General features: G+C 63.3%; 19 protein-coding genes. 12 read left to right on the top strand and 7 right to left on the bottom strand.

Annotation, left to right across the window (positions count from 1 at the left end):
• The first annotated feature begins 24 nt into the window (after positions 1 to 24).
• From HPF_RS14090 to HPF_RS14035, 12 genes are all read left to right on the top strand, one after another.
• Positions 25 to 882 carry a ParA family protein gene (locus HPF_RS14090; protein ID WP_133156943.1) on the top strand — a complete coding sequence of 286 codons (858 nt, stop codon included), beginning with the start codon at positions 25 to 27 and terminating at the stop codon, positions 880 to 882.
• Positions 863 to 1,819, top strand: a complete 957-nt coding sequence (locus HPF_RS14085; RefSeq protein WP_133156942.1) for a ParB/RepB/Spo0J family partition protein — start codon at positions 863 to 865, stop codon at positions 1,817 to 1,819. The genes HPF_RS14090 and HPF_RS14085 overlap by 20 nt, the downstream gene beginning before the upstream one ends.
• Before the next feature lie 324 nt (positions 1,820 to 2,143).
• Complete coding sequence (locus HPF_RS14080) at positions 2,144 to 2,719, top strand: hypothetical protein (protein WP_133156941.1); 576 nt, start codon at positions 2,144 to 2,146, stop codon at positions 2,717 to 2,719.
• Between the two features lie 16 nt (positions 2,720 to 2,735).
• Complete coding sequence (locus tag HPF_RS14075; RefSeq protein ID WP_133156940.1) at positions 2,736 to 3,707, top strand: relaxase/mobilization nuclease domain-containing protein; 972 nt, start codon at positions 2,736 to 2,738, stop codon at positions 3,705 to 3,707.
• 113 nt (positions 3,708 to 3,820) lie between these two features.
• Positions 3,821 to 4,255, top strand: coding sequence for an HU family DNA-binding protein (locus tag HPF_RS14070; protein WP_133158122.1), 435 nt, complete (start codon positions 3,821 to 3,823; stop codon positions 4,253 to 4,255).
• 610 nt (positions 4,256 to 4,865) lie between these two features.
• On the top strand, positions 4,866 to 6,434 hold the full coding sequence (locus tag HPF_RS14065) for a nucleotidyl cyclase domain-containing protein (protein ID WP_133156939.1): 1,569 nt from the start codon (positions 4,866 to 4,868) through the stop codon (positions 6,432 to 6,434).
• Positions 6,435 to 6,442: 8 nt separating this feature from the next.
• Complete coding sequence (locus tag HPF_RS14060; protein ID WP_165961707.1) at positions 6,443 to 8,143, top strand: ThiF family adenylyltransferase; 1,701 nt, start codon at positions 6,443 to 6,445, stop codon at positions 8,141 to 8,143.
• Positions 8,140 to 8,700: a Mov34/MPN/PAD-1 family protein gene (locus HPF_RS14055; protein ID WP_133156937.1), complete on the top strand. Its 561-nt coding sequence runs from the start codon at positions 8,140 to 8,142 to the stop codon at positions 8,698 to 8,700. Before HPF_RS14060 ends, HPF_RS14055 begins: the two co-directional genes overlap by 4 nt.
• Positions 8,697 to 9,629, top strand: a complete 933-nt coding sequence (locus HPF_RS14050; protein ID WP_165961706.1) for a TIR domain-containing protein — start codon at positions 8,697 to 8,699, stop codon at positions 9,627 to 9,629. Before HPF_RS14055 ends, HPF_RS14050 begins: the two co-directional genes overlap by 4 nt.
• A 70-nt stretch (positions 9,630 to 9,699) precedes the next feature.
• Complete coding sequence (locus HPF_RS14045; protein ID WP_133156935.1) at positions 9,700 to 10,026, top strand: hypothetical protein; 327 nt, start codon at positions 9,700 to 9,702, stop codon at positions 10,024 to 10,026.
• Positions 10,023 to 10,520, top strand: coding sequence for a Pycsar system effector family protein (locus HPF_RS14040; protein WP_133156934.1), 498 nt, complete (start codon positions 10,023 to 10,025; stop codon positions 10,518 to 10,520). Before HPF_RS14045 ends, HPF_RS14040 begins: the two co-directional genes overlap by 4 nt.
• A gap of 9 nt (positions 10,521 to 10,529) precedes the next feature.
• On the top strand, positions 10,530 to 11,228 hold the full coding sequence (locus tag HPF_RS14035; RefSeq protein ID WP_133156933.1) for an adenylate/guanylate cyclase domain-containing protein: 699 nt from the start codon (positions 10,530 to 10,532) through the stop codon (positions 11,226 to 11,228).
• Positions 11,229 to 11,426: 198 nt separating this feature from the next.
• On the opposite strand, the gene HPF_RS14030 is transcribed toward HPF_RS14035, so the two are convergent.
• The 7 genes from HPF_RS14030 to HPF_RS14000 all read right to left on the bottom strand — a co-directional run bounded on the left by HPF_RS14030 (position 11,427) and on the right by HPF_RS14000 (position 22,801).
• On the bottom strand, positions 11,427 to 12,143 hold the full coding sequence (locus HPF_RS14030) for a M48 family metallopeptidase (RefSeq protein ID WP_133156932.1): 717 nt from the start codon (positions 12,141 to 12,143) through the stop codon (positions 11,427 to 11,429).
• Positions 12,143 to 15,262, bottom strand: coding sequence for a type I restriction endonuclease subunit R (locus HPF_RS14025; protein WP_133156931.1), 3,120 nt, complete (start codon positions 15,260 to 15,262; stop codon positions 12,143 to 12,145). The genes HPF_RS14030 and HPF_RS14025 overlap by 1 nt, the downstream gene beginning before the upstream one ends.
• 57 nt (positions 15,263 to 15,319) lie before the next feature.
• Positions 15,320 to 16,513 (bottom strand): ATP-binding protein, encoded by a 1,194-nt coding sequence (locus HPF_RS14020; protein WP_133156930.1) that lies wholly within the window; start codon positions 16,511 to 16,513, stop codon positions 15,320 to 15,322.
• 76 nt (positions 16,514 to 16,589) lie between these two features.
• Positions 16,590 to 17,897 carry a restriction endonuclease subunit S gene (locus tag HPF_RS14015; RefSeq protein WP_133156929.1) on the bottom strand — a complete coding sequence of 436 codons (1,308 nt, stop codon included), beginning with the start codon at positions 17,895 to 17,897 and terminating at the stop codon, positions 16,590 to 16,592.
• Complete coding sequence (locus HPF_RS14010) at positions 17,888 to 20,305, bottom strand: type I restriction-modification system subunit M (protein WP_133156928.1); 2,418 nt, start codon at positions 20,303 to 20,305, stop codon at positions 17,888 to 17,890. Before HPF_RS14010 ends, HPF_RS14015 begins: the two co-directional genes overlap by 10 nt.
• Positions 20,306 to 20,364: 59 nt before the next feature.
• The gene (locus tag HPF_RS14005) at positions 20,365 to 21,621 is read right to left on the bottom strand and encodes a DUF1173 domain-containing protein (RefSeq protein ID WP_243721586.1); all 1,257 of its coding nucleotides are present in this window, start codon (positions 21,619 to 21,621) and stop codon (positions 20,365 to 20,367) included.
• 10 nt (positions 21,622 to 21,631) lie between these two features.
• Positions 21,632 to 22,801 carry an LPD7 domain-containing protein gene (locus HPF_RS14000; protein WP_133156926.1) on the bottom strand — a complete coding sequence of 390 codons (1,170 nt, stop codon included), beginning with the start codon at positions 22,799 to 22,801 and terminating at the stop codon, positions 21,632 to 21,634.
• Positions 22,802 to 22,836: the final 35 nt, after the last annotated feature.

The following is a 22,836-nucleotide window of genomic DNA, read 5'->3' as shown; positions in this document are numbered from 1 at the left end:
GTCGGTCGCGCCGGAGGAACCCCCATGAAGACCCTTGTGCTCGCCAACCAGAAGGGTGGCGTCGGCAAATCCGCCGTCGCCACCTTGCTGGCCCACTACTTCCGCAAACTCGGCTGCCGCGTGCTGGCCATCGACCTGGACCACCAGGGCAATTTCTCCGACCCGTTGCGCAAGTCCCAGCGCGTGGCCGTGGCCGAAGTCCCGGCCAGCGCCTTGCTAACGCAGGCGAACCCGGTCATACCGGCGGCGGACTTTGTCCTTGTGCCCGCCGACCGGGACCTGTCTGGCCTGGAGCGCCAGCCCAGCTTGCACAACGATTTCGCGAACCACCTGCGAGGCTTCCTGAAGGCCATGGACGCTAGGTTCGATGTCTGCCTCATCGACACCAACCCCAACCCGGACATCCGCATGATCGCGGCGCTGGTCTCGGCCGATTTCGTACTCTCGCCGATCCAGCTCAACCAGGAAGCCCTGGACGGCGTGCATGCACTGCTCAACCACCCTCGGGTGGGGGTGCGAAAGATCACGTCGATGCTCAACCCGAAGCTGCACCTGATCGGCTTGCTCCCGGTGATGGTGGAGGCCAACCCGTTTCAGCGGGAGAACTTCCTGCAACTGGTGCAGAAGTTCCACCCCATCCTGATCCCCTACGGTCCCAAACCGGGGCAGTACGCGTCCATGCCGCGCCGCTCGGCCGTGGCCGAAGCGCAGGCGGAAGGTCTGGTGCTGTGGGAGATGAAGAAGACCGCCGCGCGAGACGCCTGGCGCGAGATCGAGGTGGCCATGGTCGTGATCGCCAAGGCTGTGCTGGATGGAGTGCCGACACAGACAACCCCCATCACCCCCATTAATGGAGCGGACCATGGCCCTGTCGCTGGATAGTCTCGACCTGCTGCCGCCGACCGGAGGCGAGGGCGGAACTCCCTTGCGGATTCCGCTGGACACCATCGACGAAGACCCGGATCAACCTCGCCAGGAGTTCGACGAGCAAAGTCTGGACGAACTGGCCGAAACCATCCGGGAGCGAGGCGTGCGCCAGCCGGTCTCGGTGCGCGCACACCCCACCCAGCCCGGGCGCTGGATGCTCAACTTCGGCGCCCGTCGCTTTCGGGCCTGCAAGCGGGTCGGACTGTCCGAGATACCCGCCTTTGTGGACCAGACCGCCAACAGCGTGGACCAGTTCATCGAGAACGAACAGCGCAAGGGCCTGAGCCCGCTGGAGATTGCGCTGTTCGTGCAGCGGGCGCTGAACCAGGGACAGACGCAGGCCGACATCGCAAGGGCCATTGGCAAGAGCCGGCAGTACGTGACGCTGGCGACGGCGTTGATCGATCCGCCGGACTGGTTGCTGGCCGCCTACCGTGACGGGAGATGTAGGGGCCTGGCCGAGTTGTACGACCTGCGCAAACTGGCGGGTCAGCATCCCCAGTACGTCGAGGCCTGGGCATCGGATCGGGACGCCATCACCCGTGAGAGCGTCGCTGCGCTGCGAACCGACCTCACGGAAGGCTCGGGCAGCATTCGGCGTGGAACGTCGGCACTGATCGAATCCATGGAAGCCAGTCTGGGGCAGGGCGCAGACCAGGGCCAGTCTGTGAAGGGGCACCCATCACCTCCTGTTGCCCCAGAACCTGTGCCCCGTGCGCCTCGGCCAGCACCACTGAGGCTCATGGCCAGTCTGGACGGTGGGGTTGTCGTGGTGAACACACTGCAAGCGCCACCCCAAGATGGACAGGTCTACGTGACTCCCGAAAGTGGAGGCTCGGTGCAAGCGGTACTGGCCAGTCAGCTGACCCTCGTGGGCTGGTCGGCGAAGTGAGTTGTCAAACGGTTTGACAACTCACTCGGTCACAACACCAGAAGTTCGACGTTCTCCCAGCAGCAGGAGCCCTGGCTTTGACGCCATCGACCTGCTGCAAATCTCCCTCTGATCGCGGTCCCTTGCCTCACCGGTTGTCAAACGGTTTGACAACCTGGTGGGCGGGAGCTTGCCCGGGTTGTGCTGGATTTTGGGGTGAATCCAGCGCCTCGGATCGGTCGATCCTCGGAGAGCATAGGTGCATGGTTGAGTGCAGGATAGGCGGCACGCCGCCGGTTTCACAAACGACTCGCTTCGCTCACGTTTGCACCTTTCGGTTGGCCCATGAACACCCACAACTCTGACTTTGTCACGGTCGATATGCGCGGTCTGAAGGCCGCGCTGGTGGCCCATGCACAGGCTCGGCGTGAGAGCGTGTCGGTGCTGGTTCGTCGGGCTGTGGCCCGCGAACTTGGGCAGGCTCAATCGCTTCCACCGCCGATCACAGGTTCCGAGAGCATCGGCGCGTCGCGCCAGTCCCAGATCAAGTTGTCAATCAGATTGACAACCTCTGAGGCGGAGAAACTGGCAGCCGGTTCGCGCGCAGCAGGTCTGTCGCGCGGCGCCTACCTCGCAGGGCTCGTCGCTGGCATCCCCGCGTTGACCACGGGCGCAAACCGCACCGAGATGCTCTCTGCGCTCACCACGTCCAATGCGCAGCTCTCCAGCCTCAGCCGCAGCATCCACGCCCTCACGCGCCTGCTGACCCAGAACAACGTGCAAAAGGCGCTGGTCTACCGCGACATGCTCGACACGCTGGACGGCGACATCCATCGCCATCTCACCCAGGCGGCGGCCCTGATGGCCGATCTACGCCCGCGTGGGTTATCCGCCGAAACCACCCACCGGGCCAACCGGTGACTTTCAGGAGAACGCCATGAGCCAAGCGCCGAACATCGATGGGGTGCTCATTCAGTGGGGTGATCGCCTGTTCTACCCGGGCAACCGGGTGGTCAAGGTCAAGCCGCAGCCCAGGCTGGGTGATGGAAGCATGCATCTGCGCGCAGACGTCATCCGCAAGCGCATTGAAGCCACCGTGGTGAAGCGGGCACCCCAAGTCATGGTCAAGGTCACCGGAGGAGGGCGAGGCATGTTGGCCATTGCCGCCCACTTCCGCTACATCAGCAAAAACGGCCGGCTCGACATCGAGACCGAACAAGGCGACACGGTGCGCGGCAAATCGGCTGTGCACGAGCTGGGAGAAGACTGGCGCTATGGAGGCAGTCTGATCGGCGATGAAGGCTACCGGCGCGAGGCCTTCAACATCATGCTGTCCATGCCCCGGGGCACCGACCCGCTGATCGTCCAGCGGGCAGCGCGGGAATTCGCTCAGAACGAGCTGGCTGACCACAAGTACGTGATGGTGCTGCACGACCACCAGGCCAACCCGCATGTGCACATCAGCGTGCGGGCTGAGTCAATGAGCGGCAGGCGCCTTAACCCGCGCAAGGCCGACCTGCAACGATGGCGCGAGACCTTTGCCGAGAAGCTGCGCGAATACGGGGTTGAAGCCGAAGCCACCCGGCAGGCCACCCGTGGCCGGAACGTGAGCCACCCGGATCTCTGGCGGTTGAAGGCCATTGAGGATGGGCGATTGAATAAACCTCGATCCACTACCCGTTCTGGGGACAGGGCTCGCACCAGCAGGGCAGAAGCCTTGAAGGGCTGGCTACACATTGGGCAAGCCCTCGCGGGATCACTCGATGCCAGGGACGTGAGGCTGGCTGGATCGATTGCCATGTTCATTCAGGAGGCGACTTCGTCTTGGAATCCGCAGAAAGGCATGCATGAAGTTGGCAAGGATACGCAGCATCCCATACCCGTGTTGAGTTTGCAGGTTCGCCGCTAGCGTCGGCGAGCGGCCGCCCCAGATTGCTTCATCCTGGTCGCGTGCTCGCTCAGGGTTTCTACAATTGTGCTGCGCGCTATGCGCATTTTCATCAATCGAAAGTGGATACACCAATGGCAACTGCAAAGAAAACCATCGCTGCGAAGAAGGCAGCACCCGTTGCGAAAAAGGCAGTCGCAGCACCCAAGGCCGCTGTGACCACCAGAAAGCCAGTTGCAAGCGTGGCGCCCCTGAAACCGATCAAGACGGTCTTCAACAAGACCACGCTCCAGGTTCACCTGGCTGAGATCGCCGGTGTTGAGCCGAAGGCCGCTAAGGCGGTGTTGGCAGCGTTGGAAGCGACCATCGTGGCATCCATGAGCAAAAAGGGCCTGGGCGAATTCACGCTGCCAGGCTTGCTCAAGATCACCGCGCAGGCGATCCCCGCGAAGAAGAAGCGCCGTGGCATCGACCCCTTCACCAAGGTAGAGCGCGAATTCGCAGCCAAACCCGCCAGCGTGCGTGTGAAGGTTCGCCCCCTGAAGAAGATCAAGGACGCCTCCCTTTAAGGTCTCTCGGGCGCTCGACCGGAAGTTGAGCGCCCGAATCGGCGGCGCTGTACCTGGATCACAGCCATAAAGAGCCCCGCTAAGCCAATCGGGCGAGATCCATGAAGCTCGTTCATGCACTCATTGAAGACCCGCTGCAGGCTGATCTCAGCCACTCGCCCCCGCAGGTCGAATGGCAGCGCTGGACACTTGCGGTCATTCGACGATCAACGGTTCCTACGGCTGCTTCGACTCGAAGGCCCGGCACCCGCTGGTGAGGGTCAGGACGCCTGCAAGGAAGGACCGGTTTCGCTCCACGCGAACTGGCACTGCCAACCCAATTCAGTCATTCAAGGCGTGTGGGGTGCAGCATTTCGCCGATCCCGGAACTAGTACGGTGAAACACCGGACAGACGACGCGACCGAACCTCAACCCCTAGATTTGCATTTGGGCTGCCGCACATGGATGGGGTGGGCCGCTGCGTGCACGCGCGACGGCGCCACGACACTGTGTATAATCACAGCACACTACATATGGTGGTAATGTCTTCGTCGAGACACTAGATATAGTGTTAGGTGTGTGAAAAGCGTTCGCGACGCGCGCCGCGGATGTCAGCAGGAAGGAGGCCTCATGGCCAAGCGTACTTGGAACAAGGCGACTGCCGAAGGCCGGATCAAGAAGCGTCTCGCTGAAGTGGAGACCATCAAGATCAAGGAATACGTCAAGGAGACGGACCTGACCGGGCTCCCGGTCGGGACCGCCTACCGCGTCGACGGCGTCCACGTGTATGTGGACATCCTGAACATGGACGAGATGTTGGGGGTGACCGACTACGAAGGCGTAGTTGCCCACCGGCGCACCCTCCGTTTCCTGAACCTGCATTACCGCGCGGTGAGGAACATCTTGTTGGAGGTCGAAGCCATCGAGGTCGACTTCCACAACCAGCGGCTGCACGCGGTGTTCGCCAAGCCCTATGGCGACGAGGCCGCTCGCGTGCATAAGGCGGTCGCGACCGCACAGCTGATCTGCGATGTCCTGGCGCGCACTGGCGAGGATGGCGACGATCCTCTGCCGCCGGCCAAGGTCCGAGTAGGTGTCGACTCCGGCAAGGCGCTCGCGGTCAACAACGGGCGGCGCGGCTCTCGCGAGCCGTTGTTTCTGGGCAGGCCTGCGAATCTGGCTGCGAAGCGCGCCGGCGGCGGGACCAAGACCGGCATTTACATGACAAACACGGCGCGGGCAGTAGCCAACTGGCAGGCTGTCGTCGACGAGAACGCCACGGCGCTGACCAGCGAGCAGGTCCAGACGGCAAAAGACAAGGCCATGCTCCCGGTGAACGCCGACGAGATCTACAAGGATTGGCAGGACGACCTGGCCAAGCAGCCGATCGGGGCCATCGAGTTCTACCGGCACACCCCGCCATTCCAGACGCTGGATCTAGAGGTGCTCTCTCCGAAAAACTCGCGCCGGCAGGAGTGCTCCTCGGTCTACGCCGACATCGACAACTTCACCCGCTACGTCTCCGACCGGATCGACGACGACGAGACGGCAAAGGACGTGGTACGCGTTTTGCACGTGTTGCGGGCCGAACTCGAGTGCGTGCTGCGCGACGACTTCGCGGGCTGCAAAATTCGGTTCATCGGCGACTGCATCCACGGCATCCTGATCGAGGGCACCGCCCAGACTACCGACGACGGGGAGACGGCGAAGAACGCCATGCTCTGCGCGGCGGCCATGCGCAGCAGCTTCGCCTTGGCGCTGGATTTGTTGGCCGACGAAGGCGTGGACGCCAGCGATCTCGGTCTGGCGATCGGGGCTGAGCACGGCCCCGTGGCGGTGACCCGCCTCGGCATTAAGGGCGAGATGGTCCGGTGCTGCATCAGCCGTTCGGTGCTCCGCGCCGAGGGGGAGCAGCTTCGTTGCAACGGGCGCCAAACCGCAGTCGGTCCGACGTTGAACCAGTTCGCCCCCCAGGGTTTCAAAGATCTCTTTGGCGTCGGCCGCCGCCGCTCGGACTTCGACTACGACGCAGCCGCCCAGGCCTTGGCGCAGGCCGACAACGCGGCGAAGTCGGCGTCGCGTCCTGCCGCCTCTCCCCTGCGTTCGCCCAGCGCGGCTGGCGCCGCCGCAGTGGCCGCTGGGTTTGGCTTCCCAGCCGCCGCAGCGAGCCCTTCGAAAATCCCGCCCGGCTTCTCCTGATGTGGTTCTTGCGGCGCCTCGACCGGCTCGACGTCGAGATGGCGGCCGTGGAAGCACTGTGCGAGGAGGGCTGGATCAAGCGAGCGCAGTGGCAGATCGTCCCGGGCGATGGCTCGCTCCGGCTGGAAATCGACTTCCAGGCGGGTGGCGCGCTGCGCATGGGCTGGCTCGTCTATCCGCATGTGTTCCCTCATGCGCCGCCGATGCTCCTCCCTCGCGATCCCGAACAGCTGTGGTCCGGACACCAGTGGGGCGCAGGCGGCGAGCTCTGCCTGCAAATCAGGGCGGATAACTGGCGGCCTCGCTACACCGCCGCCGACATGCTCCGCAGCGCCCAGGAGCTGTTGTCCACTGAGGGCACGGTCGACGCGGACAGCCGCCGGGGGAGGGTTCCCTCCGCCCACGCATTTACCGAAGGCCAGACCATGAGGCGGCACTTCTTCCGGGTGGTCGTCACCCCGACGCTAATCGCCAAAGTGAGGGAGAGGGGAGACGGTTGCCCCGCGCGGTTCCGCTGCTCAACTTTCGAAAACTGCATGGTCTGGACAGCGGTGAAGCTGACGCCCGCGGGGGCGGAAGCTTGGCTTGACCCGAGCATCCCGGCGCCGCTGAGGGAGGAAGGCTATTACGAGGGGTTTGCGGTGTCGTTGCCCACCGGCGACCCTCGCGCGGACCTCGTGCGTTCAGCGGGTTCGGAGGGGGCGGCCGCGTTGTGGCGGGCATTCAGCCCCGAGCCCCTGGCCGGCCGGAAGATCCTGCTGGCGGTCTTCCCCGACTCCGTCCAGGCGCTGCACCTCACAGCGGATACCGAAAAGATATTCAAGTGCGGCATGCCTACCACTGACCAGAGCGCCAGACTGCCCGAACGCCACGGGGTCCTCGCCGGCGCGAGGATCGTTGTGCTGGGCGCCGGATCCATGGGGTCCAAAGTGGCCATGAGTCTGGCGCGATCGGGAGCGCGGGAGTTTCTGATCGTTGACGATGACATCGTGCGCGACGGCAACTTGGTCCGCAACGACTTGGACTGGCGCGCCGTCGGCGCCCACAAGGCCGAGGCGCTCGCCGAGCGGCTCGCCTTGGTGCATCCGTCGGTCAAGGCCAGAACGCGTTTGCAACGGCTCGGCGGGCAAATGGCCGCCAAGACATTGCAGCAGGCGCTTGACGATATGTCGGGCTTCGACTTGATCGTGGACACCAGCGGCAGCGATATGTGCTTCAACTATGCCGCCGCAGTCGCAGAGAGCGCGCGCATCCCGATAGTTTGGGGTCGAGTGCTCGCGGGCGGCTACGGGGGCTACATCGCGCGAAGCCGACCTGGCATCGATCCCGACCCGCACTCGGTGCGCGAGCAGATCGACGTCTGGTGCTCGAATCCGGACTTCCCGCCGGCCCCACCAGCCGCAGCCGTTGACTACGGCGCCGAGCAGGGCGACGGCCCGCCAATGATCGCTGACGACGCCGACGTGTCCATCATCTCGGGCCACCTCGCGCGCCTCGCGATCGACTTGTTGACCAAGCCGCAGCATTCCGATTACCCGAGCTCTGCCTACATGATTGGTCTGCGGGCCGAGTGGATTTTTGGCGAGCCGTTCTCCACCTTCGGGATCCCGTTGGTTCGGCTCACGGAGGCTGAGGTGGCGCCGGTCGCGGTCGGCAATTTCGACCCGGCGACAACGTTTGCGCTGACCGTGCTGCGGGCCTACGCATGATCGAGATCATCGTCAGCGATCAGTGCGTCGCCAAACTACGCCGCGAACTGGCGCGCGCCGGCTCGGATGAGATCGGAGGCGTGCTCGCAGCTGAGAATCTTGGCGATGGGCACTTTCTGGTGCTCGACCTCTCCGTCCAGCGCGACGGCTCGTTCGCGAGCTTCACCCGCAGTTCGCCGCGGCATGGCCTTTTTGTTCGCCGATTCCAGGAGCGATCTGGCCGCGACTACGAGCGTTACAACTATTTGGGCGAATGGCATTCCCATCCAAGCTTCCCCGCCATGCCCAGTTTGCCCGATCTCCGGCAGATGCAGCGCCTGGTCGAAGAGCCGAGCCAACGGGCCATGTTCTTGGCGTTGCTCGTGATGAAGCTGGGTCGCTCCGGCTCGCTAGAAGGCAGCGCGCATGCGTTTCGTCGAGGCTTGGCGCCTCTTCGCGTGGGTCTGTCGACGGAGGGGCCGCGCGAGTTGCGGCCACCGTCGAGCGAATGGGGGAGAGCCCTGGGAGCATCGGCTTGGAAGCGCGAGGCGCGCGGAAAAACAAGGAAGATCGCATGAGCTTGAAGCAGAGATTCGGGAACAGGGCTGCGCTTGTGGAGGCGCTGCGGGCGCAGAAGATCGTGCAGGGCGACACTGCGGTGGCGGAGGCCATTGCCGATGTCGGCGAGCTGCTGGAATTCGCGCCGGGACAGAACTTGATCGAGGAGGGCGACACCGATCGCGATATGTTCTTCCTCCTGGCGGGCAAGGCTCAGGTTATCGTCAAGGGCGTCCGGCTCTATCCGCGCGAAAAAAACGTCTCAGTCGGCGAGATGTCGGCGATCAACCCGGAGATCACGCGCGCGGCCACCATCCAGGCCGACGAGCCGACAGTCGCCTTGAAGATCTCGCATCTGGATCTCGACGCGATCGCCGAGAAGCAGCCCCGAATTTGGCGATTGCTAGCGATCGATCTGTCCGGGCGACTCGAGCAACGCAATAGGTTCATCAACAAGCCCAATGCCAGGCCGCGAGTGTTCTTCATTTGCTCGGCTGAAGCTCTCGACATCGCCGAGTGCATCCGCGCAGGATTGCAGCACGAGGATGCTGTTGTCGAAATTTGGAGTGACGACCACATCTTCCCGCCTGGCGGCTACCCGATTGAGGCGCTCGAGCGTGGCGTCAACGAGTCCGATCTGGGCATCGCGATCGCACAACCCGACGACTTAGTTCGTTGCAGGGAGCGCACCCAATCCACGCCTCGCGACAACGTGATCTTCGAGCTGGGCTTCTTCATGTCCCGTCTGGGGAGAGCTCGGACGTTGCTTCTGGTGCCTCGTGGCGAAGACTTGAAGCTGCCCTCGGACTTCAAGGGCCTGACGCCACTTGCCTATGCCCAGCCAAAGCCGGGCGAGGAGCCCTCGACCGCGCTTGGCCCGGTGATCTATCAAATCAAGCGCCGCCTTCGCGAGCTGGGGGTCCGCAAAACCATCCTGGGCGAGAAATGAACGCGCCGGTGATCGCGCCAACCCCGCAGCAAGGCGTTGCGATGGACCGCAGTGCTCGCGCAGCGTTGTGGTGCCGCTGCGGCGGCCCACCGACGACACGCCGGCGCTGACGAACGCCGCAGCGGTCGGCATGCGGCGGAAGTGCCAGCCGGGCTACGACTTCATCAAGGCCTGGGTCATGCTGCTGGAGTTGCAGCCGGCGAGTGTGGTGCAGCACGAACTGGTGCTGGAGCCCACTGAAGACGAAGAGCCTACCCGTGACCGCTCACGCTTGACTGCGATCATCGTCTGGTTAACAGATGGAAAACCGCTCTCACCCGCGGAGATTGACCAACTCGGCATGAATAGGCGGTCTGCATACTTGGACGAGAATGCCCCTATGGAGGTGAACACATGAGTGCGGAAACGGAGCGGCTGCAAACTGCGCAATGGGTGCTTGAACGGAACCTCGCCTGGATCGCCGCAGCGGAGGTCAAGGTGGGTGTGATCGTGGCAATTGACACAGCGATGCTTGGTGGTCTCGGGGCAGCCTTCAGTGCGGCAGGTGGCGCTGTACGGACACACTGGGATTGGCTCTTCACAGTTGTTGCCACGGTCTGCCTTGGAGTCGGATTGTTTTGCGCAGCCATGGCAGTGCTTCCGCGTGTCACGGGTCCTGCACGGTCGCTGCTGTTCTTCGGTCGCGTCGGACCCTGCGCAGATGCCGAGTACATCGAAAACTTCAAGAAGGCAACCGACGCGGACCTTCTCGAAGACTGGGCAGCTCAGATTCATCGAAACGCCCAAATTGCATGCGACAAGTTCGCCTGGGTCAGGAAGAGTATGTGGTGGTCGTTCCTCTCAGTGCTCCCTTGGTTCCCAGCGATCACTACTCTTCTAAACAACAAGTGAATAGTGGCTATGGGACTAAAGGACGATCTCGCCGCCGAGGTAAAGAAGACCTTCGCAACGCAATGGGAGGTTCAGAAGACAGACAGTGTTCCGGCGCCGGAAGATCTGCGTCTGAACGCTAACCATGCGAAGGACCTTGAGAGGGCGACGGTCCTGTACGCCGACCTTGACGGCTCAACCAACATGGTTGATTCGTACGATTGGACTTTCAGTGCCGAGATCTACAAGACCTACCTGCGCTGCGCCGCGCAGGTGATTCGAAGCGAAGGCGGCGGAATCACTGCGTATGACGGCGACCGCGTCATGGCCGTGTTTACTGGCGGCACAAAGAACACCTCGGCCGTTCGTGCAGCACTGAAGATCAACTACGCGGTATGCGAGATCATCCGGCCTGCGATGAAGGCGCAATATCCGTTGAAGGAGTTCACGCTGAAGCACGTCGTCGGAGTCGATTCCACGCAGCTTCGGACTGCTCGCATCGGGGTGCGAGGTGACAGTGACCTTGTTTGGATTGGCCGTGCCGCCAACTATGCGGCAAAGCTTACGAGCCTGTCCGAAAAGGCTACTTGGATCACAAAGGCGGTCTACGACAGCATGAATGATGAAGTGAAGTTTTCAAGCGGAACCAACATGTGGGAGCGTCGCTTGTGGACGTCGATGAGCGACATGGAGATCTACTGCTCGACGTTCTGGTGGCGTATCCCGTGATGCTGAGTGGGGTAGAAGCCAAGTGACTTCTCGAGGGCGATGTGCCTGCCTACGGCCAACGGCGGCTAAGGCTTGATGCGGACGTTGGCACTGCTTTGCCCAATGACAGGTCCCGCCCTGCAAAGCTGAACATCAATCTGAGATTTTCAACTTCAGTGGCGGGCAATACCCCAGTCAAACAACACACAGTCCGGGGTATCAATACCCCCACTCATGATGCCGAACCGGCAACGCATTCAGCAGTTCCCGCCGCTGCTGCCAGTGCGGCAAAAAGTGGTCCATCAGTTGCACAAATCGTGGGCCGTGGGTGGGTTCGAGCAGGTGGGTTAGCTCGTGCACCACGATGTACTCAAGGCACTCTGCGGGCTTCTTGGCCAGCTCGGTGTTCAGGCGTATCGCGGCAGCCGTCGGGTTGCAGCTGCCCCAGCGGGTCTTCATGCGTTGGACAAACACTTTGTCGACCTTCACGCCCAGCACCGCTGACCAGTTGGCGATCAAGGCGGGCACCGTCGCCCGAATCTGATCGCGGTACCAGCCGTCCAGCAGTTCCTGGCACCGTGCTTCGTCCGTTCCGGGCCGAACCCACATGCCCAGGCGGTTGCGGTTCAGTTCCACCTTGGGCGCACCCTCATGCTCGTGTCTGGTCAGCAGGCAGCGCTGGCCCCAGACGTAGTGGCTCTCGCGCGTCAAAAACTGGCGTGGCGCCTCGCGTGGCTGCGCCTGCATCTTGTGCTGCTCGGTCTTGATCCAGGCCAACCGCGAAATCGCGAACACGCGGATGGTGTCCAGCTTCATGTGTTGCGGCGCTGAAATGCGCACACGTCCCATGGGCGGCAACACGCTCAGGTGCAGGTGCTTGATGTCCTTGCGGATCACCTCGGCCTGTATGTCACCCAGCTCGATGTGCACCGCCATCAGTATTCCTTGTGGGCGAACACGATGGGGTAGATGCGGTTCACCGCGTCGATGTCTTTGATCACGTTGTAGATCGCCTGTTTGACGAGTTGCTCCCGGGCCGTCACGCCGCGCCAGCCGTCAGGTCGGTGTTCCTTGATAGACGCGTCCAGCGCCATCACCATGGCCACCGTAGCGTCGTTGCCGCCATAGGGTGCGTGTGGCTGACCGGCCGTGTTGGTGGTCACCCAGGCCTTGAGGTTGTTGTACAGCGCCAGGCGGCCCGGGGTGTTCAGCTGTTTCGGGGTGTCGTCCGTCTTGCCGCTCATGACCTGTCGGGTCAGGGTGGCGATGCGCTGCAGATATTCCTCGTACTCGATGGCTTTCTGCTTGCGCAGCCGGATGATCTCGTCCAGCAGGGCCGACATGCGCTCAAAGAACGCCGGATCGGTCAACTGCTCCTTGATGAGCTTGCTGCGGACGTTGTTCTCGATGCTCTCGGCCACGGCCTCGTGGTTGTCCTTGACGTTCGCCAGCTTGTTGGCGATGGCCTCTGCAATGCCGGTCTTGACGATCAGGTCCAGCAGGCCGATGTCGTCAAACGGCGAAATCTTGCGCGGTGCCGAGGCTTCGATGTAGGTGTCGATCAGGTGGCGCATGTCGGCCTCGTAGGCCTTGAGGTCCAGCGTTTCGCCCGCTGCTTGTCGCACCAGGTCGCGCAGGTCCAGGTAGTGCTTCAGCTGCGCCTTCATGCGGTCCACATCCTGGGGCGAGTAGCCAGCGCCCTCCAGTTCGTCGGCCGCGTTGGCCCAGGCGCGGATCAGGGATACCACGGCCTTGTACATCGCCACACGTTGTGGTTCCCGCTCCTGCAGGTCCGAAGGGATCTCGGTGTTGCCGCAGAAGTAGTGGATGTGGTCCAGGTCGCCCTGCGGTGGTAACACCGGTTGGCAGAGCAGGTGCAGGGCCTCGAACGCCGCATCCAGCCGCTCACGGGCCAGGTCCAGCCGGTCCTTGAGCATCACCTGCGGGTCGCTGCCGCCCGCGCTGGTGTCCAGCTCCGAGGTGTAAACCGCGATCGCTTTCTCCACCCGTTTGAACAGGTCTTTGTAGTCCACGATGTAGCCAAAGTCCTTGTCGTCACCGTCCAGCCGGTTGGTGCGGCAGATGGCCTGGAACAGGCCATGGTCCTGCATCGACTTGTCGATGTAGAGGTAGGTGCAGGGTGGGGCGTCAAAGCCGGTCAGCAACTTGTCCACCACCACCAGCAGTTGCATATTGGCCGGCTCCTTGATGAAGCGTTCTTTGGCCTGCTGCTCGTAGGTTTCTGTCTTGGTTTTGTGGGGATCGGCCACCACGTCCTTGAGCAGCTCGGTGTAGGTGTTGTAGATGACCTGCTTGTCGCTCTCGGTGTGGGCGCCTGTTTCTTCCAGCGTGATGTGGCTGGTCAGCGGGTTGTACGACGTGACGATGGCGCAGCGCCCCTTGAACGGCGTCTTCTGCAGCAGTTCGAAATACTTGCAGGCCTCGTAGATGCTGGCCGCCACCAGCATGGCGTTGCCGCGCCCGTTGGACAGGCGGCGCTTGGTCGCGAAGTCGAACACGATGTCGGCCACCACCCGGTCCATGCGCGAGCGGGAACTCAGCACCTTCTGCATGGTGCCCCATTGCTTCTTCAGTTCGTCGCGCTGCCAGTCGTTCAGGCCCTTGGTCTTGGCGGCAAACCACTGGTCGATCTGGTCGGTCGAGCCCAGCCGCTGGTCAATGTCGCGCGCCTCGTACACCAGGTCCAGCACCACCTTGTCTTCCACCGCTTCGGCGAACTTGTAGGTGTGGATGTAGCCGCCAAACACCTCCTGGCTGGTGGCCTTGTCTTCCTTGAGCAGTGGGGTGCCGGTGAAGCCAATGAACACCGCGTTGGGCATCAGCGCCTTCATCACCCGGTTCAGCCGGCCGCTCTGCGTGCGGTGGCACTCGTCCACAAACACAAACAGCTCGCCGTAGGTGGCGCTGGGTGCAGCCTGCACGTCCTTGATGAACTGCTCGAACTCCGCCTCACTCTTGCCGCGCGCCTGGCCGCCAAACTTGTGCACCAGCGAACACATCAGCCGGGGCGAGGGCAGGGCCAGCTGGCGCATCAGGTCCTTGCCGCTGTCGGTGCGGTACACCGTTTCGCCCGCGTCGCCCAGCACGCGCTCGATCTGCTCGTCCAGCTCGTCCCGGTCGGTCACGATCAGCACGCGCGCCTGCGGCAGGTTCTCCAGAATCCAGCGCGCCAGCAGCACCATCAAGATGCTTTTGCCCGCGCCCTGCGTGTGCCAGATGATGCCGCCCTGGCGCCTCAACACATGCGCCTGCGCCGCCTTGATGCCAAAGTACTGGTGCACCCGTGGCAGCTTCTTGATGCCGGCGTCGAACAGCACGAAGTCGTGCACGATCTCCAGCAGCCGCGGCTTGCTGCACAGCTTGCGCAGGTACTTGTCGAGCTTGTAACCTGCGTTGTCGGCCTCGTCTTCTTTCCACTTCAGGAAGTACTTTTCTTGTGTGGCAATGGTGCCGTACTGCAGGCCCTCGCTGTCGTTGCCCGCCATCACCAGCTGCACCGTGGCAAAGAAGCCCTCGTTGAACTCGGGTAGTTGGTTGGACAGGTTCTGGCGGATGCCGTGGCCAATGCTCACCCGGCTGTTCTTCAGCTCCAGCACGCCCACGGCCAGCCCGTTCAGGTACAGCACGACGTCGGGTCGGCGCTCCAGGCCGCCGTTCAGCGTCACTTCTTCGGCCACCGCAAAGTCATTGGCTTCGGGGTGCTCCCAGTCCACCAGGTGCACCGTCTCGGCCTGTTCGCCCGCGCTGGTTTTCACTGGCACGCCGTAGCGCAGCAGGCTGTACACCGCCTGGTTGTTGCCGTACAGCGTGCGGGTGGGGTTGGCGGCCTCGCTGCGCAGCGTGTTCAGTGCCCGGCTCATCTGCTCGGGTGTGTAACCCTTGGTCTGCCAGAAGGCGGTGAGCAGGGTTTCTTCAATCGGAGCGTTATTTGGGCGATCCGTCCAGTCGCCCAGGTTGCGGTAACCCAGTTCTTTGCACAGCAGCTGCACCACCCGGTGTTGGGTGGCGCGCTCCGGTTTGCTGACATCGTTCACGACGGGCTCCCTGATTTTTGTGTCGTCGGTTGGGGGTCAATGCGTTGGCGTGGCGGGCTACTCGGTGTCTGGCAGCAGGTTGCCTTGCCGGCTCAGAGGGGGCCAGGTGCCGGCCGCTGCCCGGGTTTCGTACCAGCGGTGCATGGCCGCGTCTTCCACCGCGTATTCACCCCGGGCCGATTTCCACACCAGCGCCGGCATGCGCTGGCGCAGCGACTCCAGCGCGTTTTGCGCCTGCTGCGGCGTCACCGCCTTGTCGCGCCCGGTCTTCTCGCGGTAGAAGCGCAGCGCCTCGGCGTCGTAGGGCCGGAAGCGGGGGCCTTGCTCCAGCATGCGCCACAGCACCGCCTGTTCCAGCGGCTTCAGGCCCAGGTAGTCCGACTCCATCTGACCTTCGTCGTCCTGCTGGCGCTGCGCGGCGGCCTGCAGCATGGCGGGCTCAAAGCGGCCCGTCAGCGCCGCCAGCGGGCTGAGCACCTGGCCCAGCGCTTCCATGAAGAACTGCGGCCGGCTGCCAAAGCCTTCAAACGCGGCCTGCAGCGTGGCCTGGTCCACCGGGGCCAGCTCCGGGCGCTGCGCCTCGATCAGCTGCACGATGTGCGCCATGAAGTCCTGCCCCAGCGCGGGCATGGTCTTGATCTGCGAGCCATAGAAGGGCGAACCGTTGGTGTTCACCAGGCGCAGCAGCTTGTCGCGGTCCGAGCCCGACATCACCAGCATCAGGTTCACCAAGCCGGGCCGGTTCAGCTGGTCGCGGGCCGACTTCAGCGCCGTCATGGCGGCCTCGCCCGCTTCGCTGGTCAGCGCGTGCTGGGCTTCGTCAATCACCAGCGCCACCGGTTTGCCTGCGGTTTCGTGCAGGGCACGCAAGGCGTCCACCAGCGTCAGCCCGTCCAGCTTGCCGATCCGGCTGGTGTCCACGTCCAGCCAGCCGGCCAGGCTCACCTTGTTCAGCCCGGTTTTCTTGGCCGCGCGGGCGATCACGCCCAGGTGCGGCTGCAAGGCGCGGCCAATGGCGTCGGCAATCAACACGCCGGGGTCGCGCGTGGCGTCGGCCCACAGGTCCACGTACACCACCACCACGCCCGCCTTCTCCAGCGCCGGGCACAGGTCACCACGCAGGAAGGTGGTTTTGCCGGTGCGCCGGGGCGCGGCCAGAAACAGGCCGTTCTGGGCGTCGCCAAAGGCGGTCTTGCCCTGGAGCTGGTGCACCAGCTCGTCGGCCAGGGCGGTGCGGGGGTAGGCGATCATGTTTATCCCGTTTTATGTTGACTTTGATAATTTATCGAAATCAAAATAAAAGTCAATAAAAGAGTGTCCGGCGGCCTCACACCAGCCGGATGCGCCCGGTCAGCAGCGCCTGGGCCATGCCTTGTTTGAGCTGGCGCGCTTTGGTCAGGCGGGCTTCGAGGGCGGTGATCTCAGCATCCATGTCGGACAGGACGGAGGCGATGGCGGTTTGCTCCTCGCCACAAGGAAAATGAACAGGCAGTGAACGAAGCGCAGCTTTCGAAATGTTCTTCATGCTCCCGCTGGTGCCGGTCGCGGTGTCTCTGATGCGTTGTTTGTAGGGAGCACTGCTGAGCAAACTGACGAGCCAGCGCATGTTGACATGGCTGCCATGTTTGGCCTGAGCCATCCAGACCCGGTCAGGCAGAAACAGAAGCGGGTAGTCCGCATCCACATAGCCGACTTCACCAACAAGGTCAGGCGTGTTCATTCTGCTGACCAGCAGGCTGTCCTTACGTGGGGTCGTTTGCGCGCGACCGACATCCGCCTTGGCAATGGCCTTGCACTCCGTGGGATCAAATTGACCATCGCAGATGGCAGATGTCTTGAGGACCGATGGAGCACCTTCGGTCGTGCCATTTGCTTCGGAGTTCACGCTCACTCCAGCCACCAATTCACCCAGTGCATCGCCTAAAACGCCTGGCACCCAATCGTCAATGAACCCTGGCAAACGTCGCTGGCCGGTGAGCAGCTCCTGCATCGCGCCTTGCTTGATCTGGCGCTTCTTGGACAGCAGTTGCTCCAGCGATGCAATCAGAGCGTCCGCGTCGGCCAGGGCCTGAGCAATGCGCTCCTGTTCTTCTCGCAGCCGAGGCATCGCAACGGGCAACTGCCCCAAGGACGTCTTGTTGATGGAGGCGAGGTTGGTAGTCTGTTTCCCGGCAAAAAGGAAATACCGGCGGGCAGGCGGCGACGCAGACCAGGCACTCAGAAACTGTGGTGCCAGGGCAGGCTTGCATCGGACCACGAACACATGGTTCTGGTGAACACAGGGTTGAATCTGACCCCGCCAGAGTGCCCCGCGGCCGAGTTTGTCGATGTCACCGCCTTCGTTCATCAAGACGTCGAAAGGCAACACGGAATACCGGCGAAGGTATTCGCGGTTGATCCGAATGGTGCTGATCTCTTGAAGGTCCAGGTAGCCGTCCTGCACGTTCGCCACCCTGAGGTAAGGCACCTCGATAGCATCCGCAATCACTGCATTGACGTTCTTGGCGATGCCCGAACGAATTTCCGCGACTTTGGCCAGCGGCTCAACCTGCCAGTCCAACGGTATGGGTCCGATCTCTGTTTGTTGAAGTCCCCCTTGCACGAGGTACTTCGCACTGGGCTCGTTCAGTTCCATGCGAAACCCATCCGCGCAAGGTGTCCGTCCACCAACGACTGCAGGTCTTCAACGCGTTTCGCCACGGCGGGCAAGGGCGCCTCATATCGATCCGCCAGCTCTTTCACCCGATGCGTCAGGCGTTGGGTGATGCGGTCCAGCTCGCCGCGCACAGCGGCATCCAGCGCGCTGAGCCATTTGTCGTCCACCACCAGCGTCTTGATCTCGGCTTCTTTCAGGCGGGGGTAGTGTTCGTAGGCTTGCCGGTCCACCAAGGCTTCGAGCTCTTCGAGCTTCTTCTTGAGTTGGGTCTCTTCTTCCTTGAGATCGAGCCACTGCTGTAGCACCTCGGCATCGTCTGCGGATTCCTTGTCGTGTTTGATCTTCTTGAGCAGGGCCGCCACTTCGGTCTTGTTGATCTTGTCCAGCTCGCTGAAGGCGCCGTCCAGACCCGCATGGTCTTCTTCGAGTTCGGCGAGCATGGCCGCGCGGGTCTCGATGCCGGCTGTCATGGTCAGAAAGAGTGCCTTCTGCTTGTCGTAGTACCGCGCCACGAGCGTGTGCTTGGGCACCAGGTCGCAGGCCCAGCCCTTGTCGATCTGTTTGCCGGGTTTACCGTCCTTGCCCTTCTTGGTCACGATCACGCGGTAGGTCTCGGCTTTCCATCCGTCGGTTGCCAGCAGGTAGGCGTCGTCCTGCCAGGTGCTAGCCCACAGGTCCATGAGGCGCTGGTACACGTCGTAGGCATTGAGCAGCGGTTGGCCCTGGTAGTGCGCCAGCAGGTCTTCGGCCAGTTCCACGATCAAGGCCTTGGGCTTGAAGCCGGGCTTGAGCTTCTTCAGGCGCTGGCTGGTGCGGCTGCGCCAGGCGTCAAAGTGCGCGGCCATGCGCTGGGTGTAGGCCACGAACTCGGGGTGCTGGTGGATGCTGGTCTGGATGGCGGCTTTGTCCACCGCCAGGGCCAGGTAGCCGGGGCGCAGCGGTGCGAAGAGGGCGGCGCGCAGCTGCGGGCAGGTGGCCCAGTAGCCTTGCAGGGCGTCCACATCGGCCTGGGGAATGCCGCCGCGCAGGTGGCCTTCAATGTCTTGCCGGTCCTCGGTCTGGCGGCTTTGCAGGTAGCGCGGCAGGTTGAGGTTGAAGTCGTTCTTTTCGATCTCGGCCAGGGGCACGAGGCGCGCGTAGCTCGGGTCGCTGCCGTCCTGCTTGCTGTAGGCGTCCACGATGCGGTGGATGTCTTGCTCGCGCAGGCGGTTCTTGGAGCCGTCTTTCATGAAGGCGGCGCTGGCGTCCACCATGAAGATGCCGCGCCGGGCCTGCGCGTCCTGCTTGTCGATGACGACGATGCAGGCCGGGATGCCGGTGCCAAAGAACAGGTTGGCCGGCAGGCCGATGATGCCTTTGATGAGCCCGCGGCGAACGAGGTTCTTGCGGATCTCGGCCTCGGCATTGCCCCGGAACAGCACGCCGTGCGGCAGGATGCAGGCGGCTTTGCCCTGGGGCTTGAGCGAGCGGATGATGTGCAGCAGGTAGGCGTAGTCGCCCTGTTTGGTGGGCGGGATGCCAAAGCCCTTGAAGCGCTCGAACTTGTCGTTGTCGGGCGTGAGGCCGGTGCTCCAGCGCTTGTCTGAAAACGGTGGGTTCGCGACCACGTAGTCGAAGGTTTTGAGCGCGGCGCCGTCGAGGTGCTTGGGGTTGGCCAGGGTGTTTCCCTGGGTGATGAGGGCGCTGGCGTTGTTGTGCAGCACCATGTTCATCTGCGCCAGGCCGCTGGTGGCCTCGTCCATCTCTTGCCCGTACAGCGTGACCGGGGTGGGCGCGGCGTCGGCCACTTTCAAAAGCAGCGATCCGGACCCGCAGGTCGGGTCGTACACGGTGGTGTCGGGCGTGGTCTTGGCCTGGTGGATGCCAATGACCTGCGCGAGGATGCGGCTGACTTCGGCGGGCGTGTAGAACTGGCCTTTGCTCTTGCCGCTCTCGGTGGCGAAGTGGCGCATGAGGTATTCGTACGCGTCGCCCAGGATGTCGTCACCGTCGGCCCGGTTCTTGGAGAAATCGAGCGCCGGGTTTTCGAAGATGGCGATCAGGTTGCCCAGCTTGTCGACCATTTCCTTGCCCTGGCCGAGCAGGGCGGTGTCGTTGAAGTCGGCCTTGAGACGGATCTTGTTGGCTTTCTCCAGCGGCTGCAGGATGTGCTTGTTGATCTGGTCGCCAATGTCGGACTTGCCCTTGAGGGCCACCATGTCGGCAAAGCTGGCGCCAGCGGGAATCTGGATTGGTGCGAAGGGCTGGCCGGCGAATTTGTCGCTGATGTACTTGATGAACAGCAGGACCAGCACGTAGTCCTTGTACTGGCTGGCGTCCATGCCGCCGCGCAGCTCGTCGCACGAGGCCCAGAGGGAGGAATACAGCTCGGATTTCTTGATGGCCATGGGGAACGCAAAAAAGGTGCCTTCGGGCACCTGAAAAAACGGGGTTGAACCGGGGAATGTTACGGCAGTGGGGTGGTCAGTTGCCTGTGCTGTTGTGGCGGCAGGCCGGGCATGTCGCCATCGGCCGGGTTCCACTGCCAGAGGGGTGTGTCACCACGGATGGTTTGCGCCATGAAATCGGGCGGCATGTGTTCACTTTGGCCACGGTCGCGGGTGATGAGCAGGGGTCGTGGGGCATCGCCACAGTCCAGCAGGCTGGCGGCAACCAGGGGCTGGTCGGGCGCCTCGTTGTAGCGGAGCCCTTTGATGAAGCTGCGACCGCTCCTTACCAGCGCGCCAACGAGTTGTTTCTCCCAACCGTCCTCGACCGGCAGCCACTGGGCGGTGGCCAGCATCAGCGACAACTCGACGAGGCCCGGAACGGCTGCGTCGTCCACCCGGAAGGTGGCGATCATGAGCAGGTGCAGATCACCGTCTGTGCCCCAGGCCGAGAGTTCTTGCTCGAAACACCGGCCCAGCCGGCGGTACAGAGGCTCGTCCAGCGCAAAGGCCTGATCGGGGATGTGTTTGAGGATGGCTTTGTGCCCATACCGGGAGGGCACGATTTCTTTCACCTCGGCCACCAGCAGCATCAAGGGCTGTGGTTGCCCAGGTTTGGGCTGGGCGCGCGCCCATTGCCGCAGGCGCCGGGTGGTGATGGCCTCGCGCTGTTCGACCGAGAACACCTCGGGGATGTAGAGACTGGCCAGCAGGGCATGGCCGTGGGTGAACTTGTTTTCTGCAGCTTGCAGCAGGTGCTTGCGCACGGTGCCCCAGGTGCGCCGGCCGGCAAAGCCCGGTTTCCAGTGGGTCAGTTCGGCTTGATCCCACAGGTAGTGCAGCAGGGCGCGCAGGCCGAGCTTGGGTCCCTGGGAGGCCACACTGCTGCTGGCGCTGGCAGCCGCCGGGAGCGTGGACCGCCCGGGCAGCTTGGTCATGGGGAAGTCGAGTTTCAAGGCCGTTTCGCCCGTGGCCGGGTTTTCGACGATGGCTGTGCCCACCAACTGCCCGAGGCCCGAAAACTCGGCGGGTGGTTCGTAGGACGGGCAGCTGGTGGCGTGTTGGCTGCCGGTGTTGGGCATGCGTTTGACGGTGTAGCCCTCCATCAGCCGGGCCACATACATTTCGGCCCCCTCGTTGTCTGGCAGGCACAGGCAGCGGGGGCGCAAGTGGCGTGCGTGGGCTTCGGCTATGGCCTCGGCTAAGCCAGGAGTTCCCCTTGCCCAGCGTCGGCCACCGATCTCGTAAAGGATGGTCGGTTCGATTGGGCTGTTCACAGCGCAGACCTCAGCGCGCGGGTGTCGCCCGTTCGCGTGTGCGTTGCTGATCTTGCTGTGGAACGACCGCTGGACGCTGCGAAGGGGCGTTCTTGTCGTAAATGCGGACCTTGGGCATCTGGCCATCGCGGATGCGCTGGGCGAGCTTTTCGGCAGCTGCCACCATGACGGCTTCGCGCCGCTTCTCGGGCACGCGGTTGGCGACGAGGATGGCTTCAATGGCGGCCAGCACGGTCTTGCGGCCACCGCTGCCACGGCCTGATGGTTTGTCGGTGTTGGTGGCGGCCGTGGGTGCGCTGGCGTCCCGGTTGGGTTCGATCCGGTTGATCTGGCGCAGCTCGCGTTCCACCTTGAGGCGATCCAGGTCGGCCGGGTTGGGCTCGTAGCCCAGGGTCTTCACACCACGCGCTGCGGCTTCCAGCCAGACGAGGCGCCTGAAGTCTTCGCTGCCTGTGACCCGCAGGGACCGCCAGTTGCGGGCTTCGGCCACATCAACCATGGAGCGGGCCACCGAGGGGCTGTTGGTGTCGGTGGCCAGCCGGAAGGTGGATTCGGTGAAGGCGACGCGTGAGGTGTCGCCCCGGAAGCGGTATTCGGTCAGGCCGAGGCTGACATCGCCCAGCGTGACCGGGGCGCGCTTGATGATGTAGCGGTCCACCAAAGCGGCTTCCAGTCGAGCGACGAGGGCTTCGCGTTCGGCCTGCGCGTCCATGCGGGCGCTGGCTGGCGGGCTGGGTGCGTCGGGTGTTTCCAACCCTTTGTCTTTGGCCGGCAAGGGGATGACATTCGACTCCGCCGTCTGGCGTGCTGGATCGGTCTTGGCCGGTTTCGCTTGCGGGGCGGTCGCGGGTGGCCGGGCATCACGGGATTCGTCCCGTTGCCATTGGCTGTCGATCTTGTGGACGAAGGACTTTCGCCCGCGCACATCCACGACGACGAACCGGTTGGCGCCGAGCTGGTCGGCCTTGGACACCATGTCCTGGTAGCGGTCGGTGCGGTAGGTGAGTTCGGCGAACGGGTCGCGCAGCTCGTACCGCTCACCCGGCTCTGGCTGGGGTGTCTGGAAGGTCCGGATGGCGATGGCGGCGCGATCCACGGGTTCCACCGTGCCGCCCAAGGTGGCGTTGGTGTTCGCCGTGGTTGTGTCCACGCGGCGGGCCGGTGCAGCTCGTTCGTCCATGGTGGTCTCCTTCGGTGGTTGATTCCGGCAGGCGG

This window comes from Hydrogenophaga pseudoflava, from assembly GCF_004353865.1.
In the GTDB taxonomy this organism is placed as follows: Bacteria; Pseudomonadota; Gammaproteobacteria; order Burkholderiales; family Burkholderiaceae_C; genus Hydrogenophaga; species Hydrogenophaga pseudoflava.
The sequence above is the reverse complement of the archived record's forward strand: the minus strand, read 5'-3'. Positions and strand labels throughout refer to the sequence as shown.

Excerpts from the sequence above, each read along its gene's own strand:
- HPF_RS14090 (WP_133156943.1), top strand. The coding sequence starts at position 25 with ATGAAGACCCTTGTGCTCGCCAACCAGAAGGGTGGCGTCGGCAAATCC.
- HPF_RS14085 (WP_133156942.1), top strand. The coding sequence starts at position 863 with ATGGCCCTGTCGCTGGATAGTCTCGACCTGCTGCCGCCGACCGGAGGC.
- HPF_RS14080 (WP_133156941.1), top strand. The coding sequence starts at position 2,144 with ATGAACACCCACAACTCTGACTTTGTCACGGTCGATATGCGCGGTCTG.
- HPF_RS14075 (WP_133156940.1), top strand. The coding sequence starts at position 2,736 with ATGAGCCAAGCGCCGAACATCGATGGGGTGCTCATTCAGTGGGGTGAT.
- HPF_RS14070 (WP_133158122.1), top strand. The coding sequence starts at position 3,821 with ATGGCAACTGCAAAGAAAACCATCGCTGCGAAGAAGGCAGCACCCGTT.
- HPF_RS14065 (WP_133156939.1), top strand. The coding sequence starts at position 4,866 with ATGGCCAAGCGTACTTGGAACAAGGCGACTGCCGAAGGCCGGATCAAG.
- HPF_RS14055 (WP_133156937.1), top strand. The coding sequence starts at position 8,140 with ATGATCGAGATCATCGTCAGCGATCAGTGCGTCGCCAAACTACGCCGC.
- HPF_RS14050 (WP_165961706.1), top strand. The coding sequence starts at position 8,697 with ATGAGCTTGAAGCAGAGATTCGGGAACAGGGCTGCGCTTGTGGAGGCG.
- HPF_RS14040 (WP_133156934.1), top strand. The coding sequence starts at position 10,023 with ATGAGTGCGGAAACGGAGCGGCTGCAAACTGCGCAATGGGTGCTTGAA.
- HPF_RS14035 (WP_133156933.1), top strand. The coding sequence starts at position 10,530 with ATGGGACTAAAGGACGATCTCGCCGCCGAGGTAAAGAAGACCTTCGCA.
- HPF_RS14030 (WP_133156932.1), bottom strand. The coding sequence starts at position 12,143 with ATGGCGGTGCACATCGAGCTGGGTGACATACAGGCCGAGGTGATCCGC.
- HPF_RS14020 (WP_133156930.1), bottom strand. The coding sequence starts at position 16,513 with ATGATCGCCTACCCCCGCACCGCCCTGGCCGACGAGCTGGTGCACCAG.
- HPF_RS14015 (WP_133156929.1), bottom strand. The coding sequence starts at position 17,897 with ATGGAACTGAACGAGCCCAGTGCGAAGTACCTCGTGCAAGGGGGACTT.
- HPF_RS14010 (WP_133156928.1), bottom strand. The coding sequence starts at position 20,305 with ATGGCCATCAAGAAATCCGAGCTGTATTCCTCCCTCTGGGCCTCGTGC.
- HPF_RS14000 (WP_133156926.1), bottom strand. The coding sequence starts at position 22,801 with ATGGACGAACGAGCTGCACCGGCCCGCCGCGTGGACACAACCACGGCG.